We start from the raw sequence: 15611 nt of genomic DNA on the forward strand, positions 1-15611 counted from the left end.
GAGCATAGGTGGCGGACCGAACGGACAGGGAGGGGCACATGCCCGAGGGGCACATACCGGGCTCGGCACCGGCCGAGCCGAACACGACGGCCGCGCGGTACGCGGCGGCGGACACGGTGGCGGACGCGGTGGCGGCGCCACAGCCGCCGAAACCGCCGAAGCCACGGTCGTCGAAGACGAACCCCACCGACACGCGCCCCACCGACGCCCGCGCCACGGACACCCGCGCCATCGAGACCCGCCCCGAGGGCCTCCGCCCCAAGGACCCCCGCCCCACCGCCCTCCGCCGCACCGGCCTCCTCGTCACCCTCATCCTCGGCGGGCTCACCGCCACCCCGCCCCTCGCGATGGACATGTACCTCCCGGCAATGCCGGAGGTCACCGACTCCCTCCACGCCCCCGCCGCCACGGTCCAGCTCACCCTCACGGCCTGTCTCGCCGGCATGGCGCTCGGCCAGCTCCTGATCGGCCCGATGAGCGACCGCTTCGGCCGCCGCCGCCCGCTGCTCCTCGGTCTCGCCGTCTACATCGTCGCCACCGCGCTCTGCGCCCTCGCGCCCACCATCGAGACCCTCATCGCCTTCCGTCTGGTGCAGGGCCTCGCCGGCTCCGCCGGGATCGTGATCGCCCGGGCCGTGGTCCGCGACCTCTACGACGGCGACGCGATGGCCCGCTTCTTCTCCACCCTGATGCTGATCTCCGGGGTGGCCCCGGTCGTCGCGCCGCTGATCGGCGGCCAGGTCCTCCGGGTCACGGACTGGCGGGGCGTCTTCGTCGTCCTCACGGCCATCGGTATCGCGCTCCTCGCGGTCGTCTGGGCGAAACTCCCCGAGACGCTCACCCCCGCCGAACGCCACAGCGGCGGCATCGGCGAGACCCTCGGCGCGATGCGCGGCCTGCTCACCGACCGTGTCTTCATGGGCTACACGCTCGCCGGTGGCTTCGCCTTCGCCGCCCTCTTCGCCTACATCAGCGCCTCCCCGTTCGTGATCCAGGAGATCTACGGCGCCTCCCCGCAGACGTTCAGCCTGCTCTTCGGCGTGAACTCCGTCGGCCTCGTCGTCGTCGGCCAGATCAACGGCAAGATCCTGGTCGGCCGCGTCAGCCTGGACAAGGTCTTCGCGGTGGGCCTCTCGATCGTCGCCGTCTCCGCGACCGCGCTGCTGCTGATGTCGCTCGGCGTCTTCGGCGAGGTCGGCCTTGCCCCGGTGTCGGTGGCCCTCTTCGTCCTGATGTCCGCGATGGGTGTCACCCTCCCCAACACCCAGGCGCTCGCCCTGATGCGGGTACGCCACGCGGCGGGTTCCGCGTCGGCGCTGCTGGGTACGTCGTCCTTCCTGATCGGCGCGATAGCGTCCCCCCTGGTCGGCGTCGCGGGCGAGGACACCGCCGTGCCCATGGCCGTCGTCCAGCTGACCGCGACACTGGTGGCCGCGGCCTGCTTCATGGCACTGTGCCGTCCTTGGAACAGCCGTACGGCGGTGGGCAGGACCGTGGACACGACTGTGGAGGGAGCAGGCAGCTGAGCGCGCCGAGACTGCGCACGGACACCCCGGAACGGGCCGGACTCGACCCCGAGGAACTGCGCCATCTCGTACGGGACGTGCGCGCCCTGACGGAGGGGGAGCGCCCCCGGGCCCCCGCCGCCGTCGTCCTCGCCGGCCGCGGCCCGTTCATCGCCGTCGAGGAGGCGGCGGGCTGGGCGGTCCGCTACGAGGCCTACGACGAACACGGTGACAGGGGACGGGAACTCCCGCCGGACTCACGCGTACCGGCGACCCCCCGCACCCCCTTCGACCTGGCCTCCCTCACCAAACTGTTCACCGCCGTTGCCGCCGTCCAGCAACTGGAACGCGGCACCCTCGGCATCGACGCGAAGGTGGCGGCGTACCTCCCCGACTTCACCGGCGCAGCCGAACACGGCCTCACCGTCCGCCACCTGCTCACCCACACCTCCGGGCTGCGCCCCGAACTCCCGCTGTACGACTGCCCGTCCCCGGCCGCCCGGCTGGAGATGCTCCGCTCGGCGGCCCCGATGACGCCCCCCGGCACGGCCCACCTCTACTCCGACCTGAACCTCTTACTCCTCCAGCACGTCCTGGAACGCCTGACCGGCCGGCCCCTCGACGTCCTGATCCGGGACGGCATCACCCATCCCCTGGGCATGGTGTCGACGACCTTCGGCCCCTGCCCGGCCGCCGCGGCGACGGAGGACCAGCGCCGACCCTGGGCGAAGGCGGACCGGGGCATGGTCCGCGGCCATGTCCACGACGAGAACGCCTGGGCCCTCGGGGGTGTGGCCGGACACGCGGGCCTCTTCTCGACCGCCCGGGACCTGGCGGTCTTCTGCCGCACCCTGCTCGCCGGCGGCTCCTACGGCCCCGCCCGCATCCTCGGCGCCGACTTCGTCGAGCTGATGCTCACCCCGCCCGGCCTCGGCTTCGCCCTCGACCAGCCCTGGTTCATGGGCGAACTGGCGGGCCGGGGCGCGGCCGGCCACACCGGCTTCACCGGCACCTCCCTGGTCCTCGACCAGGCCACGGACACCTTCCTCATCCTCCTCACGAACGCGGTCCACCCCCACCGCCACGCCCCGGTCAACACGGCCCGGGCAGCAGCGGGGACCCGGGTGGCGCGGGCGGTACGGGGGATGTGAGGCGTCGAGGGACACAGCGGCGCGGGGGATGCGAGACGCCGGGAGATACGGCGGTGCGGGGACCGGCAGCCGCGGTCGGGCACGGCAGCCACAGGGGGTGTGGCGGCGCGGCCCGCCGGTGGGCCGATCGCCTGCCGGGCCGTGGGTGTGGCGGCTTTGCGGGAGGGCGGCGTGGGTGGTCGGGGCGGCCTTCCCGGTCGGAGCCCGGTGCGGCCCGGGGCACGGTCGGCGGGCGCCGAGCCAGTGCGTCGCGGCCTCGTAGAATCGCCACGTGAATGCCCCCGCCACCCCCGCCACTCCCGCCTCCTCCGCCGACACCCTCCGTAGCGCGCTCGCCGGGCTGCTCGACGGGCTGCCGCCCAAGTCGGCCACGCAGGCGGTGGAGCGGCTGATCGCGAACTACCGGGGGCGGACGCCGACGGACGCGCCGGTGCTGCGGGACCGGTCGGACGTGGTGGCGTACGCGGCGTATCGGATGCCGGCGACGTTCGAGGCGGTGTGCTCGGCGCTGGAGGCGTTCGCGGCGGCGGTGCCCGGGTGGGCGCCCGGCGGCCATGTGGACGTCGGCGGGGGCACGGGCGCGGCGACCTGGGCGGTGAACGCGACCTGGGAGGGCGCGCGCCCGGTGACGGTCCTCGACTGGGCGGAACCGGCGCTGGCGCTCGGCCGGGAGATCGCCGCGGCCAACCCGGAGCTGAAGGCCACCGAGTGGCGGCGCTCTCGTATCGGATCGGCGCTCACCATCGAGAGCACTGATCTCGTCACCGTCTCCTACGTCCTCGGTGAGCTGACCGCCGCCGACCGCACGGCCGTCGTGGAGGCCGCCGCGACCGCCGCCCAGGCCGTCGTGATCATCGAACCCGGCACCCCCGACGGCTACGCCCGCGTCATCGAGGCCCGCGACCGCCTCGTCGCCGCCGGCTTCCACATCGCCGCCCCCTGCCCGCACAGCGCCGCCTGCCCCATCGTCCCCGGCGAGGACTGGTGCCACTTCTCCGCCCGCGTCAGCCGTTCCTCCCTGCACCGCCAGGTCAAGGGCGGCTCCCTGCCGTACGAGGACGAGAAGTTCAGCTACGTCGCCGCCACCCGCTTCCCCCCGGCCCCGGCCCCCTCCCGCATCGTCCGCAGGCCCCAGATCCGTAAGGGCCAGGTCCTCCTGGACCTCTGCGAGACCGAGCCCGCCCTCGGCCGGACCACCGTCACCAAGCGCCACGGCCTCCTCTACCGCGCGGCCCGCGACGCGGAGTGGGGCGACGCCTGGCCGCCGGCCGGGTAAATCGGTTGCGGCCCCCACACCCCTTCCTGCTATCTCATCGATCATGGCCACCACCCCACAGCTCGCCGAGATAACCCCCGCCAACCTCGAAGCCGCGCTCGACGTACGCATCCGCCCCGACCAGGAACACCTGGTGGAACCGGTCGCGCACTCCCTCGCCGAGGCCTACGTCCGCCCCGGCGTCGCCTGGCCCCGGCTCATCCTGGACGGCGACCGGCCCGTCGGCTTCCTGATGGCCTTCCTCGACATCGACTGGAAGGACGACGGCTCGGGCACCGACATCCGCTCGGGACTCTGGCGCCTCAACATCGCCGCCGGTGAACAGGGGCGCGGCTTCGGCCGGTTCGCCGTCGAGTCCGTGGCCGCCGAGATCCGCCGTCGCGGCGGCGACCGGCTCTTCGTCACCTGGCACCCCGGCCCCGACGGCCCGGAGGCCTTCTACCTCGGCCTCGGCTTCCGTACGACGGGGGAGACCAGCGGGGGCCAGACCGTGGGGGTGCTGGAGCTGGCCGGATGACGGCCCGCCCAGGTTCCTCGAACGAATTCTGCTGGATGGACCTCAAGACCCGCGATCTGCCCGGCACCGCGGCCTTCTTCGCCGACACCCTGGGCTGGCGCTTCGCGGTGGACGAGGAGGACTGGCGCCGGGCCGTGAAGATCACCGCGGACGGCGGCCACCGGATCGGCGGGGTGAGCGACCTGGCGCACCCCGTCTACCCGCCGGGGACCCCCGCCCACATCGCCTTCTACCTGGCGGTCGACGACCTCGACCGCCGCACCGCCACGGCGGTGGCGCACGGGGCCCGGCTCGTCGTCCCGCCCTTCGACGCGGGCGACCAGGGGCGCATGGCCACGCTGGTCGATCCGGCGGGCGCCGCCGTCTCCCTCTGGCAGCCGCACCGGTTCGGCGGGTGGGAATTCCCGCCGGGCTCCTCCGGCACCCCGCACCGCATGGTCCTCGCCTGTGAACAGCCGGACCGGGCACGGGAGTTCTACCGCGAGATCACCGGCGGCACGGCTTTCGCCCGCGCCGACTTCACCACCGCCGTCACCACCCCGGGCGCCGCCCCGCAGTGGGAACTCGTCGTCGGCGTGGACGACTTGGCCACCGTCGCCGCCCGCGTCCACGAAGCCGCCCGCGCCCGCGCCGGCGACCACGGCCGGGCTCGGGCCGTGTGGCCGAACGACCCCGACCGTTCCGTACTACGGCTGACCAGCCCGGAAGGTCTCACCGTCCGGTTGATCCAGCACGGGGCTCAGTGAGACGACGGGTCCGCCCCACCCGGAGCCCCTAGCCCCGTGAAGGCGGCCCAGGCCGGGGCGGACCCACCGCGGTTCACGATGCCTCGCCGACCGTGCCCTCCGCATCCATGTCCGTCTCCATCCCCGTCCCCGTCTTCCCTTGCCGGCGATTCTCCTGGAGCTTGCGCAGCAGCTCCCGCTTCTGGGCCTGGGGGTCGAGGCCTCCGCCGACACGGCCGTTCGCGGGGCCGCCGCGCAGGGCCTTACGGCTCAGGTTCCGGCGGGAACCGCCCACGCCCAGCATGTTCCCTGCTCCACCTCGGGTCATGACACACTCCCTCACTAGGGCGAGACGGTTCGTCTCGTTTACGCTGACCACCATCAGGCGAGACGCACCGTCTTGTCAACCTGATAAATTCGGACCATGGCCAAGAAGACCGCCCCTGATTCCGCCCGGCGCAGCGAGAAGTCGCGCCGCGCCATCTACGACGCCGCCCTCGCCCTCGTCGGCGAGGTCGGGTACCAGAAGACGACCATCGAGGGCATCGCGGCCCGCGCGGGCGTCGGAAAGCAGACGATCTACCGTTGGTGGTCCTCCAAGGCGGAGGTGCTGCTGGAGGCGTTCCTCGACCTGAGCGCCCAGGCGGCCGAGGCCGCGGCCCGGCCGGACGTCATCGGGGAGTACGCCGAGTACGAGATCCCGGACACCGGGGACCTCGAAGCCGACCTCAAGGCGGTCCTGCGCGCCACCGTCGACGAACTCCTCGACCCCAAGTTCGAGGTCCCCTCACGCGCCCTGGCCGCCGAGGGAGTGGTCAACCGGGAGCTCGGCACAGAGTTCGTCGGCAAACTGCTGGAACCCCAGCTCCAGCTGTATGTGAAGCGCCTGCGCGCCGCCCAGGACCAGGGCGCCGTACGCCCCGACATCGACCCCCGGATCGCCCTGGAACTCTTCGTCTCCCCGCTCGCCCAGCGCTGGCTCCAGTACACGGGACCCATCTCGTACGAGTACACGGACGCCCTCGTCGAGTACGCCCTCTACGGCCTCGCGCCCCGCGACGCGTCCCGCGACCCCGGTCAACTCCCCGCCCGAATGTGACCAATCCGACCAGGCGTCGACCAAATGCCGATCCGGCGGGGCCCACGGCCGGACCGTAAATCCCGTCAAAGCACGCGATAGCCCACCATCCCTGTCCGCACCCCGGCATCGCCCCACCTACCCCGGATGTGGGCTCCGGCCACCCGGGGCGCAGGATGGTGGGACCATGAAGCATGCTGTCCGCACCACAGCGAGGCGAGGCGAGGCGATAGATGAGCGCGACGTTCGGTGGCCGGAGCAGCGGTCGGCAGGGCAGGTTCTCCGAGTGGCTGCGCGCCCGTCGTACCGGCCGCCCGCTCGACGAGGCCGCCGACGCCGGCGGCCGTGAGGAGCTGCTGCTCGCCGCCGCCGCTGCCGGACTCCCGCTCGCGCCCGCCGCGTACCCCTCGGGCTTCCGGTGTTCCTGCGACCGCGTCGGCTGTCCCACCCCCGCCCGGCACCCGGTGTCGTTCGCCTGGCAGACGCAGTCCACCACCGACCGCGCCCAGATCGAGCGCTGGGCCCGGCATCAGCCCGAGGCCAACTTCATCACCGCGACCGGCATGGTCCACGACGTACTGGACGTACCGTTCGCCGCCGGGAGCGAGGCCCTGGAGCGGCTGCTCGCCTCCGGGATCGAGGTGGGGCCGGTCGCGGAGTTCGAGTCCGAGTCCGGCGAGGGACGCCTCCTCTTCTTCACCCTCACCCGGGGCACCCCCGAGGACGAGGACGAGTGGTGGCCCTGCGAGCTGGACTGCCACCCGGAGACCATGGACGAGCACCCGGGGCTGCGCTGGCACTGCCGGGGGTCCTACGTCCTCGTACCTCCGGCCCGGCTCCCCGGTGACCTCGGCGTCCACTGGGTACGCGGCCCCGAGCACCCGCTGCCGGACCCGCTGACCCTGCTGGAGATCCTCACCGACGCCTGCTCCCGCCACGTGGGCGAGCAGCCGGACCACGCCGGCACGGCCTGGCCCTCCAGGGGCTGACACTCGGGGTCGCCGGCGCAGGCGGCCTGGCGGTCACCTGCCCCGCGCGTCCTGGGTCATCCGCCCCGCGTGTCCCGCGTGTCCCGCGCGCCCCACGTCATTCGCCCTTGGCCCCCGTGAGCCCACCCACCTGGCTCAGGACCCTCACCTGCTGGTCCGACCTGGTCTTCGCCGGATCCAGGACCGCCTGGTTGTTCACGAACTCCAGGGTCAGGGACTGCTTGGGCTCGCCCGTCATCAGCGCCCTGACGGCCGGGTCGTTGACGGGGATGTTCACGCCCTGCGCGGCGGTCTGCTTCTGGTAGGTGCGGGTGGTGAAGAAAACCAGCGCCCCGCCGTCCGTGGTGCGCAGACCGACCGGCGCGTAGTCGCCGTTGGTGAGGGCCTCGTCGAGGTACTGCCGCGCCAGTCCCGGCTTCCGCGCGTTCTGCTGGCGCCGGGAGCGCTCCTCGGAGGTGTACGGGCCGTCCGCGAAGAGGGCGCTGTCCTCCTTCAGATACGTGACGTACCGGTCGGGCAACTGCGCCGGTTCGACGGAGAGTTGGGCGTCGTTCGGCTGAACCACCTGAGCGTGGCCGTTCTCGTCCTTCTGGAACTCGGGCATGTCGTCGCCGGGCACGACCGTGAGGAACGACACCTCCCACAGATCGGTCAGCCCGTCCCGGGTGAACACGAACAGCCAGCGGTCCTTCGCGTTGCCCTTGTTGGCGGCGGCGTCGGCCACGAACCAGCGCGGCCAGGCCGCCTTCTCCGGGATCGTGTACTCGACGTCGGTCAGCTTCAGCGCCACATGGTTCGGGTTGCCGCTCGGGTTGAGCTTCGCGCCCGAGCGAAGCTTGCCGCCGTCGATGTCGGCGAGCGCGCCGGTGACCCGGGAGGCGTCCTGGGACTGGTCGTACGCCTTGTCCGCCTTGTTGTACGCGGTGGTGAAGTCCTCCAGCGCCCGCGCCGCCTCGCCCTGGGTCGCCGAGGGGACGATCTCCAGGTCGCCGCGGACCACCACGCACCCGCTCGCCGTCAACGCCAGCGCGGTCACCGCCGTGGTCGCCAGCACACCACGGCCGTACGCGCGAAGCCCGAGAGGTCTCCCGTGCGCACGAGCCGAAAGAGCCGTACGAACCGAAAGAACCGGACGAACCTCACGAAGCCTTCGTGGGCTCAGAACCCCGAGAACCCTGCTCATCAGGAATCTTCACCTTCCCCTTCCCGGAGGCGAACCCTACCGGGGCGAGGAACAGCGCGAGCGTCGGGATCAGATACAGGAGCCAGACCGTGACTTGGAGGACGGTCGGGTCGGGCTGGAAGTTGAAGACGCCCTTCAGCAGGGTGCCGTACCAGCTGTCCGGCGGGATGGCCCCGGTGATGTCGAACGCCTTGTCCGTCAGGCCGGGCAGGAAGTCGGCCTCCTGGAGGTCGTGGAAGCCGTACGCGAGGACACCGGCCGCGACGACGACGAGCATGCCGCCGGTCCAGGTGAAGAACTTGGCGAGGTTGATGCGCAGCGCGCCCCGGTAGAACAGCCAGCCGAGGACCACCGCCGTCGCCAGGCCCAGCAGGACGCCGACGAGCGGGCCCTCGGTGCCCTCGCCGGACGCCCGTACGGACGTCCACACGAACAGCGAGGTCTCCAGTCCCTCCCGGCCGACCGCCAGGAACGCGGTCGCCACCAGGGCGCCCGTGCCCATCCGGAGGGCCGCGTCCAGCTTGCCGTGCAGGTCGGCCTTGAGGTGGCGGGCGGTGCGCCGCATCCAGAAGACCATCCAGGTCACCAGGCCCACCGCGATGATCGACAGGGAGCCGCCGAGCGCCTCCTGCGCCTTGAACGTCAGCTCCTGGGAGCCGAATTCGAGGACGCAGCCGAAGGCGAGCGCCAGCCCGACGGCGACCCCGATACCGATCCAGACGGGCTTCAGGGCGTCCCGGCGGTCCGTCTTCACCAGATAGGCGATGAGGATGCAGACGACGAGACTGGCCTCCAGGCCCTCCCGCAGCCCGATGAGATAGTTCGCGAACACGGGCGTCAGCCTTCTGTCGTCGTGGGGGAGAACAGCGCCCGGCCCCACCAGTCGTCCGCGTCCCGGACGCCGGGCGGGACCGCGAAGACCGCCGAACCCACGTGCTGGATGTACTCGTTGAGGGCGTCCGTGGCCAGATTGCGCTGGACCGGGATGAACCCCGTCCGCACGTCACGCTGGTACGCGAGGAAGAACAGCCCCGCGTCCAGGCGGCCGAGCCCGTCCGTGCCGTCGGTGAAGGAGTAGCCGCGCCGCAGGAGCGTCGCCCCGTCGTTGGAGTCGGGGTGCGCGAGCCGTACGTGCGCGTCCGGCAGCATCGCCTTCAGGAACGGCTCGTCCCGCTCCTTCGCCTTGCCGACCGGCGCGCCCTCGCCCTTGTCACGGCCGAAGATGTCCTCCTGCTCCTGCAGCGAGGTCCGGTCCCAGGGCTCGATGTGCATGCGGATACGGCGGGCGACGAGATACGAACCGCCGTTCATCCAGGCCGAGTTCGCGTCGACGTCCTTCTCGCCCACCCACACGAACTTCTTCAGCCGGGCCGTCTCCGTGCCCGCGATGTTGCGGGTGCCGTCCTTGAACCCCATGAGATTGCGCGGGGTCTGCGCCTCGGGCGTGGTCGACGAGGTCTTGCCGAACCCGAGTTGCGACCAGCGCACCGACACCTTGCCGAAGCCGATCCGGGCGAGGTTGCGGATGGCGTGCACCGCGACCTGCGGATCGTCCGCGCAGGCCTGCACGCACAGATCGCCACCGCTGCGGGCCCTGTCCAGGTTGTCACCGGCGAACTGCGGCAGGTCGACCAGCGCCTCGGGCCGCCGCTCCGCCAGCCCGAACCGCTCGAACAGCGAGGGCCCGAAGCCGATCGTCAGCGTCAGCCGGGACGGCTTCAGGCCCAGCGCCTCCCCGGTGTCGTCCGGCGGGGCCTCCGCCAGCCCGCCGTACGCCCCGTCGCCGACCGCCTTCCCGGCGGTCATCCGGCGCGCGGCGGCCGTCCAGTCCTTCAGCATCGCCACGAACTCGGCGCGGTCCTCCGTCTCCACGTCGAACGCGGCGAAGTGCAGCCGGTCCTGCACGGGCGTGGCGATCCCGGCCTGGTGGGTGCCGTGGAAGGCGACGGCCGCACCGGCGGTCGGCGCCGAGTCGTCGCCGGTGCGCGCCACGGCGACCGCGCCCCCGGCCGCGGCGGCACCGAGCGCGAGCCCGGCACCGCCCCAGCCGATGAGCGAACGCCTCGACGGAGCAAGGGAGTTGTCGTCCGTCATCGTCACTTCACCACAGCGGCCGCGAGCTGCGACAAGGGCTCGGCCAGCGCGTTCACCGCGTCCGACAGCTCCTTGCGCTCCGCCTTGCCGACCTTGTCGTAGGAGACGAAGTCATAACCCGTCTTGTCCGCGCGGTACTTGTCGAGCAGCGTGTTCAACGCCGCGAACTGCTGGTCGAGTTCCTTCGTCAGCGCCGGGTCGTTCTCGGCGGCGACGGACTTCAGCAGCGCGTACGACTCCTCGGCGCCCTCGACGTTGGCCTTGAAGTCGACGAGGTCGGTGTGCGAGTAGCGCTCCTCCTCGCCGGTGACCTTGCCGGTGGCGACCTCGTCGAGGAGTTCCTTGGCGCCGTTGGCCATGGAGGTCGGGGTGATCTCGGCCTTGCCGACCCGCTTCTGCCAGTCCTCCAGGTCGGTGACCAGCTGGTCGGCCAGCTCGGAGTCGCGGTCGGTGAGCTTGCCGTCCTGCCACAGCGAGCGCTCAAGGCGGTGCCAGCCCGTCCAGTCCTTCTCCGGGTCCTGGCCCTCCTCCAGACCGTCCTCGCGCACATCCACCTTCGGGTCGATGTCACCGAAGGACTCCGCGACCGGCTCGGTGCGCTCCCAGCCGATCCGGGAGGGCGCGTACGCCTTCTTCGCGGCCTCGACGTCCCCGTCCTTGACCGCCTCGGCGAACACCTTCACCAGCGGGATGGTCGCGTCGGCCTGCTCCTGCGCGTACTTGCGGTACGAGGCCACGGCCTTGTCGAGCCTCGGATCACGTTTGGCGATCTTGCCGGTGCCGGTGGCGGTGACGTCCTGCCGGATGCCGTCGCCCTTCATCCCCGGCTTGCAGGCGATCCGGTAGTCGCCCGCCTTCACCTCGGCGGTGACCTTCTGCCTGGTGCCGGGCCCGATGTTCTCGCGCTCGGTGACCACCCGGTCGTCCGGGAAGAGGAGGTACACCTCGGTGACCTTGGAGCCCTTGTTCTCGATGTCCAGCTCGACGTGCCCCGCCGGGAACTCCTTCTTCGACACCTCGCACTCGGTGTCGGTCGCGGTCACCGCGATCGCCCCGTCCGCGCCGGCACTGCTCTTCTCGGTGCAGCCGGTGAGAGCGGTCAGGGCGGCCACGGTCGTGGCGGCGGTGACGACGGAGAGTCTGAGGGGGCGCATTTCGGCTCCAAGGAAGTACACAGGGGACACACAGAGAAGGTGAGGCCGCCCTCAGTTATCTGAGGCTTACCTCACCAATCGCCGTGTTCCCAGTGAAGCCCTCTCCCCGGGACCGTACGAGCACGGCCCGATCACGGTGACTCAAAACAGCCCTCATAGTCCGGTCAAGAGGGGGTCAAGAGCCCCATTCCGCGGTCAAGAATCCCGTTACCCCCGTTTCGGCGTGATCAGGACATCCCCGGTCCGGGGATGCGGGAACACCTCGACCGGCTGCCGGTACACCTCCGACAGCAGCTCCTCCCCGAAGACCCCGGCCGGCGGCCCGTCCGCCGCGATCCGCCCGTCCCGCAGCACGGCCACCCGGTCCGCGTACGCCGCCGCCAGCCCCAGATCGTGCAGCACGACCACCAACGCGTCCCCGGCCCGCGCCCGCTCCCGGCACACCCGCAGCACCAACTCCTGGTGCCTGAGGTCCAACGCGGCCGTCGGCTCGTCCAGCATCAGCAGCGGCGCCCGCTGGGCCAGCACCCGCGCCAGCGCCACCCGGGCCCGCTCACCGCCGCTCAGCGCGGAGAAGGGCCGGGCCGCGAACCCGGTGACCTCGGTGACGGCCATCGCCTCCGCCACCGCCGCGTCGTCCTCGTCGTAGAGGTCCGGCTGCCGCGCCCAGGGCGCCCGCCCCATCCGTACGACCTCCTCCACCGTGAACGGGAACGACAGCGCCGCCGACTGCGGCAACACCGCCCGCCGCAACGCCAGTTCGGGCGCCGACCAGTCACCCACCGGCCGCCCGTGCACCCGTACGACCCCGCCGTCCACCGCCAGATCGGCCGCCAGCGCGGCCAACAGGGTCGACTTCCCCGCCCCGTTGGGCCCGACCAGGGCCAGCACCTCACCGGCCCGCGCGGCGACGGAGACACCGTGCAACACCTCCCGCGCGCCCAGCCGTACGGTCACGTCCTCGGCCTCGGCGAGCACGTCACCGGGGGCGGCCGGGGCCGGGGGAGTGGGAGCGCCCGAACCCAGACGCCCCCTGAGGGACCCCGCGCTCATCCTGAACCTCATGCCCAACCCCCTTGCCTACGACGGGTCCTGCGGAGCAGCCAGAAGAAGAACGGGCTGCCGATCAGGGCGGTGAGGACACCGAGCGGCAGCTCGGCCGGCTGGACGATCGTGCGGGCCGCGAGGTCCGCCGCCAGTAGTACGACCGCCCCGGCGAGCGCGCTGCCCGGGATCAGGAACCGGTGCCCCGGCCCGGCCGCCATCCGCAGCAGATGCGGGATGACCAGCCCGACGAACCCGATGACCCCCGACACACTCACGGCGGCGGCGGTCAGCAGCGCGACGACCAGGATCAGCACGATCCGCAGCCGCTCCACATCCACCCCGAGATGCCGCGCCGGCCGCTCACCGAGGGCGAGCAGGTCCAGCTTCCGCGCGTAGAAGGGCGCCACGACCAGCCCGATCACCGCGCACGGCAGCACGGCCAGCACCTTCGGCCACGTCGACTGCGCGAGCGAGCCCAGCTGCCAGAAGGTGATCTGGTTGACGGCCGCGGTGTCCTCCGCCAGGAAGATGAACAGCCCGATCGTGGCCCCCGCGAACGCGTTCACGGCGATCCCGGTGAGGATCAGCGTCACGACCTCCGTACGCCCGCCCGACCGGGACATCGCGTACACGACGAACACGGTGATGAGACCGGCGACGAACGCGAAGACGGACACCGTCCAGTTCCCGAGGAACGTGATCCCGAACGCGATCGTCGCGACCGCGCCCACCGCCGCGCCCAGCGAGACCCCGATGACACTCGGCTCCGCCAGCGGGTTCCCGAAGATCCCCTGCATCAGTGCCCCCGCGCACCCGAGCGAGGCCCCGATCAGCAACGCCAGCACGATCCGGGGGAACCGCACGTTCCACAGCACCGACTCCGGCACGCGCTCCAGCTCCGCCCCGCCGAGCCCGATCCGGTGGACGACCGAGGAGATCACATCACCGGTGGGAATCGGATAGGCCCCGAGCCCGCCGGCGACGGGGACCAGGACGAGGAGGGCGGCGAGGAGACCGACGGTGAGGAGGAGGGGGGCGCGACGGCGGCCGGGGGTGGGGGGCCGTGCCCCACCGGCCCGCGCCGCCTCGCCCGCCCCCGCGGGCCCGTCGGACCTCTCCGGCTCGACCGGCTCGACCGGCTTGTCCAGTACGGTCACTTGGTCCTCTCCTGGGTGGGATCGGTCTGGCCCGATCGCTGTCCCGCACTGCGGTGACCTGGTACGACCCGGGCCCGGTTGATGTTTCAATGCGGGGGTGACCGACTTCGATGTGCTGCGGGTGTTCTGCGGACCCCGTGGCGGATACGGCAACGAACTGGGCGTCGTCCGCGAGGGCTCCGTCATGCCCGACCGCGCCGAGCGCCAGGAGTTCGCCGCCAAACTCGGCTTCAGCGAGACCGTGTTCGTGGACGACCCCGAGCGCGGTGTCATCGACATCTACACCCCCTCGCTGCGCCTGCCCTTCGCCGGATACCCGTGTGTGGGCGCCGCCTGGCTGCTCGACGTACCCGAACTGGTCACCCCGGCCGGTGTCGTCGGGGCCCGGCTGGACGGGGAGTTCAGCTGGATCGAGGCCCTGCCGGAGTGGGCCCCGCCCCGCACCTTCCGCCAGTACGCCTCCGCCGCCGAGGTCGACGACCTGAGCGTCCCGGCGCCGGGCGAGTGGATCTACGCCTGGGCCTGGGAGGACGAGGCCGCCGGCCGTATCCGCGCCCGAGGCTTCCCCGGCCGCGACGACGGCATCGACGAGGACGAGGCCACCGGCGCGGCGGCCCTCCAACTGACCGCCCAGCTGGGCCGCGCCCTGAACATCACCCAGGGCACGGGCTCCCAGCTCCTCACGGCCCCGCAGCCGCACGGCTGGGTGGAGGTCGGGGGCAGGGTGTTCCTGGAGCGCTAGGGCGCCTTTGGGGGCAGGGGGTTGCCTTTAAGGGGCGCGGGGAACTGCGCGACCAGCCCCCACCCACCCGCAGCGAACAACCGACCCCCCGGCGGAGCCTTCACGCACTCAAGGGAAACTCTTCACCCAGCGCAAGAAAGACCGCGGTGTTGAGCGCGAACGCCCGCTTGCACTCACTCACGATCCGCTGCTTCTCCAGATCATCGGCCCGCACCCGGTCCAGCAGCTCCCGATACCCCCGCTTGAACGCGGCCGGGTTGGTGATCTCCTCGAACACATAGAACCGGACCCCGTCACCCTTCTTGGCGAAGCCCCACGTCTTCTCGGCCCGGTCCCGGATGATCTGCCCGCCGGAGAGGTCCCCGAGATACCGCGTGTAGTGGTGGGCCACATACCCGCCGGCCCAGGAGCGCGCGCACTCGGCGACCCGCGCCGCGTACTCCTCGGTCGCCGGCAGCGCCGTGAGCGTCGCCCGCCAGCCGGGGCCGCGCAGATGCTCCAGGTCCCGCTCCAGCGCCGGCAGCCGCATCAGCTCGGGCTGGATGAACGGCCCGGCGACCGGGTCACCGGCCAGCCCCGGCGCCGCGCTCTCCAGCGCCTCGTACACGAACCACAGCTGCTCGGTGTACCGCGTGTACGCCTCGACTCCGAGTTTGCCGCCCAGCATGTCGCCCATGAACGTCGTGGACTCCGCCTCGGTGTGCTGCTCGTGCGAAGCGGTGCGGATGAGCGTGGAGAACGCCGTGGCGGACCCCGCGGCGGAGCCGCTGTCAGCTGCCGTCGACGCGTGCATCGCGTTCATGAAGGCCTCCGGGCCGATATGAGGGTTGGACGAGAACCTGCGGCCAGTTTCTATGGTTAGGCTTACCTAAGTCAACAGGTTCCCGACTCCCTGTCGGTAAAACCGTACCCCGGATCCCCACCGGCCCCACCTGGAATCCGCACAAGAAAAACCCGCCGTCCGGCAGAGGCCGGCGGCGGGCTGTGACGAGC

16 protein-coding genes are annotated in these 15611 nt (G+C 71.9%); 8 read left to right on the plus strand and 8 right to left on the minus strand.

From position 1 onward, the window contains the following. Nucleotides 1-38: 38 nt before the first annotated feature. From ABT147_RS24355 to ABT147_RS24375, 5 genes are all read left to right on the plus strand, one after another. Nucleotides 39-1526 (plus strand): multidrug effflux MFS transporter, encoded by a 1488-nt coding sequence (locus tag ABT147_RS24355; protein ID WP_351409556.1) that lies wholly within the window; start codon nucleotides 39-41, stop codon nucleotides 1524-1526. Next, nucleotides 1454-2656 carry a serine hydrolase domain-containing protein gene (locus ABT147_RS24360; protein ID WP_502983147.1) on the plus strand — a complete coding sequence of 401 codons (1203 nt, stop codon included), beginning with the start codon at nucleotides 1454-1456 and terminating at the stop codon, nucleotides 2654-2656. Before ABT147_RS24355 ends, ABT147_RS24360 begins: the two co-directional genes overlap by 73 nt. 271 nt (nucleotides 2657-2927) lie before the next feature. Then, nucleotides 2928-3932, plus strand: coding sequence for a small ribosomal subunit Rsm22 family protein (locus tag ABT147_RS24365; RefSeq protein WP_351409561.1), 1005 nt, complete (start codon nucleotides 2928-2930; stop codon nucleotides 3930-3932). Nucleotides 3933-3975: 43 nt separating this feature from the next. Further along, nucleotides 3976-4449 carry a GNAT family N-acetyltransferase gene (locus ABT147_RS24370; RefSeq protein ID WP_351409563.1) on the plus strand — a complete coding sequence of 158 codons (474 nt, stop codon included), beginning with the start codon at nucleotides 3976-3978 and terminating at the stop codon, nucleotides 4447-4449. Continuing rightward, nucleotides 4446-5195, plus strand: a complete 750-nt coding sequence (locus ABT147_RS24375; RefSeq protein ID WP_351409566.1) for a VOC family protein — start codon at nucleotides 4446-4448, stop codon at nucleotides 5193-5195. The genes ABT147_RS24370 and ABT147_RS24375 overlap by 4 nt, the downstream gene beginning before the upstream one ends. Nucleotides 5196-5268: 73 nt before the next feature. On the opposite strand, the gene ABT147_RS24380 is transcribed toward ABT147_RS24375, so the two are convergent. Beyond that, nucleotides 5269-5502, minus strand: a complete 234-nt coding sequence (locus ABT147_RS24380; protein ID WP_351409568.1) for a DUF6243 family protein — start codon at nucleotides 5500-5502, stop codon at nucleotides 5269-5271. A 96-nt stretch (nucleotides 5503-5598) separates the two neighbouring features. Between ABT147_RS24380 and ABT147_RS24385 the strand changes: the two genes are divergently transcribed. Next, nucleotides 5599-6273, plus strand: coding sequence for a TetR/AcrR family transcriptional regulator (locus ABT147_RS24385; protein ID WP_351409570.1), 675 nt, complete (start codon nucleotides 5599-5601; stop codon nucleotides 6271-6273). A 212-nt stretch (nucleotides 6274-6485) separates the two neighbouring features. Further along, on the plus strand, nucleotides 6486-7241 hold the full coding sequence (locus ABT147_RS24390) for a bifunctional DNA primase/polymerase (RefSeq protein WP_351409572.1): 756 nt from the start codon (nucleotides 6486-6488) through the stop codon (nucleotides 7239-7241). A gap of 97 nt (nucleotides 7242-7338) precedes the next feature. Here ABT147_RS24390 and ABT147_RS24395 read toward each other — a convergent pair whose 3' ends face one another. The 6 genes from ABT147_RS24395 to ABT147_RS24420 form a co-directional block, all read right to left on the minus strand. Continuing rightward, nucleotides 7339-8424 (minus strand): SCO2278 family lipoprotein, encoded by a 1086-nt coding sequence (locus tag ABT147_RS24395; RefSeq protein WP_502983148.1) that lies wholly within the window; start codon nucleotides 8422-8424, stop codon nucleotides 7339-7341. Beyond that, nucleotides 8381-9256 (minus strand): iron uptake transporter permease EfeU, encoded by an 876-nt coding sequence (gene efeU, locus ABT147_RS24400; protein ID WP_351409576.1) that lies wholly within the window; start codon nucleotides 9254-9256, stop codon nucleotides 8381-8383. The genes ABT147_RS24395 and efeU overlap by 44 nt, the downstream gene beginning before the upstream one ends. Before the next feature lie 5 nt (nucleotides 9257-9261). Then, nucleotides 9262-10518 (minus strand): iron uptake transporter deferrochelatase/peroxidase subunit, encoded by a 1257-nt coding sequence (efeB, locus tag ABT147_RS24405; RefSeq protein ID WP_351409578.1) that lies wholly within the window; start codon nucleotides 10516-10518, stop codon nucleotides 9262-9264. A gap of 2 nt (nucleotides 10519-10520) precedes the next feature. Next, nucleotides 10521-11672 carry an iron uptake system protein EfeO gene (efeO, locus tag ABT147_RS24410; RefSeq protein ID WP_351409580.1) on the minus strand — a complete coding sequence of 384 codons (1152 nt, stop codon included), beginning with the start codon at nucleotides 11670-11672 and terminating at the stop codon, nucleotides 10521-10523. A gap of 207 nt (nucleotides 11673-11879) precedes the next feature. Further along, nucleotides 11880-12737 (minus strand): heme ABC transporter ATP-binding protein, encoded by an 858-nt coding sequence (locus ABT147_RS24415; protein ID WP_351409582.1) that lies wholly within the window; start codon nucleotides 12735-12737, stop codon nucleotides 11880-11882. Beyond that, nucleotides 12734-13876: a FecCD family ABC transporter permease gene (locus ABT147_RS24420; protein ID WP_351409583.1), complete on the minus strand. Its 1143-nt coding sequence runs from the start codon at nucleotides 13874-13876 to the stop codon at nucleotides 12734-12736. The genes ABT147_RS24415 and ABT147_RS24420 overlap by 4 nt, the downstream gene beginning before the upstream one ends. A 97-nt stretch (nucleotides 13877-13973) precedes the next feature. Between ABT147_RS24420 and ABT147_RS24425 the strand changes: the two genes are divergently transcribed. Then, a complete protein-coding gene (locus tag ABT147_RS24425) occupies nucleotides 13974-14618 on the plus strand; it encodes a PhzF family phenazine biosynthesis protein (RefSeq protein ID WP_351409585.1) in 645 nt (214 codons plus the stop codon). 100 nt (nucleotides 14619-14718) lie between these two features. On the opposite strand, the gene ABT147_RS24430 is transcribed toward ABT147_RS24425, so the two are convergent. Beyond that, entirely contained in the window at nucleotides 14719-15411 is a 693-nt protein-coding gene (locus ABT147_RS24430; RefSeq protein WP_351409697.1) for a biliverdin-producing heme oxygenase, read from the minus strand. Between the last annotated feature and the right edge of the window lie 200 nt (nucleotides 15412-15611).

It is taken from the genome of Streptomyces sp. NPDC001868 (genome assembly GCF_040297125.1).
Taxonomy (GTDB): Bacteria; Actinomycetota; Actinomycetes; order Streptomycetales; family Streptomycetaceae; genus Streptomyces.

Excerpts from the sequence above, each read along its gene's own strand:
- ABT147_RS24355 (WP_351409556.1), top strand. The coding sequence starts at position 39 with ATGCCCGAGGGGCACATACCGGGCTCGGCACCGGCCGAGCCGAACACG.
- ABT147_RS24370 (WP_351409563.1), top strand. The coding sequence starts at position 3,976 with ATGGCCACCACCCCACAGCTCGCCGAGATAACCCCCGCCAACCTCGAA.
- ABT147_RS24375 (WP_351409566.1), top strand. The coding sequence starts at position 4,446 with ATGACGGCCCGCCCAGGTTCCTCGAACGAATTCTGCTGGATGGACCTC.
- ABT147_RS24380 (WP_351409568.1), bottom strand. The coding sequence starts at position 5,502 with ATGACCCGAGGTGGAGCAGGGAACATGCTGGGCGTGGGCGGTTCCCGC.
- ABT147_RS24385 (WP_351409570.1), top strand. The coding sequence starts at position 5,599 with ATGGCCAAGAAGACCGCCCCTGATTCCGCCCGGCGCAGCGAGAAGTCG.
- ABT147_RS24390 (WP_351409572.1), top strand. The coding sequence starts at position 6,486 with ATGAGCGCGACGTTCGGTGGCCGGAGCAGCGGTCGGCAGGGCAGGTTC.
- ABT147_RS24395 (WP_502983148.1), bottom strand. The coding sequence starts at position 8,424 with ATGAGCAGGGTTCTCGGGGTTCTGAGCCCACGAAGGCTTCGTGAGGTT.
- efeB (WP_351409578.1), bottom strand. The coding sequence starts at position 10,518 with ATGACGGACGACAACTCCCTTGCTCCGTCGAGGCGTTCGCTCATCGGC.
- efeO (WP_351409580.1), bottom strand. The coding sequence starts at position 11,672 with ATGCGCCCCCTCAGACTCTCCGTCGTCACCGCCGCCACGACCGTGGCC.
- ABT147_RS24415 (WP_351409582.1), bottom strand. The coding sequence starts at position 12,737 with ATGAGGTTCAGGATGAGCGCGGGGTCCCTCAGGGGGCGTCTGGGTTCG.
- ABT147_RS24430 (WP_351409697.1), bottom strand. The coding sequence starts at position 15,411 with ATGCACGCGTCGACGGCAGCTGACAGCGGCTCCGCCGCGGGGTCCGCC.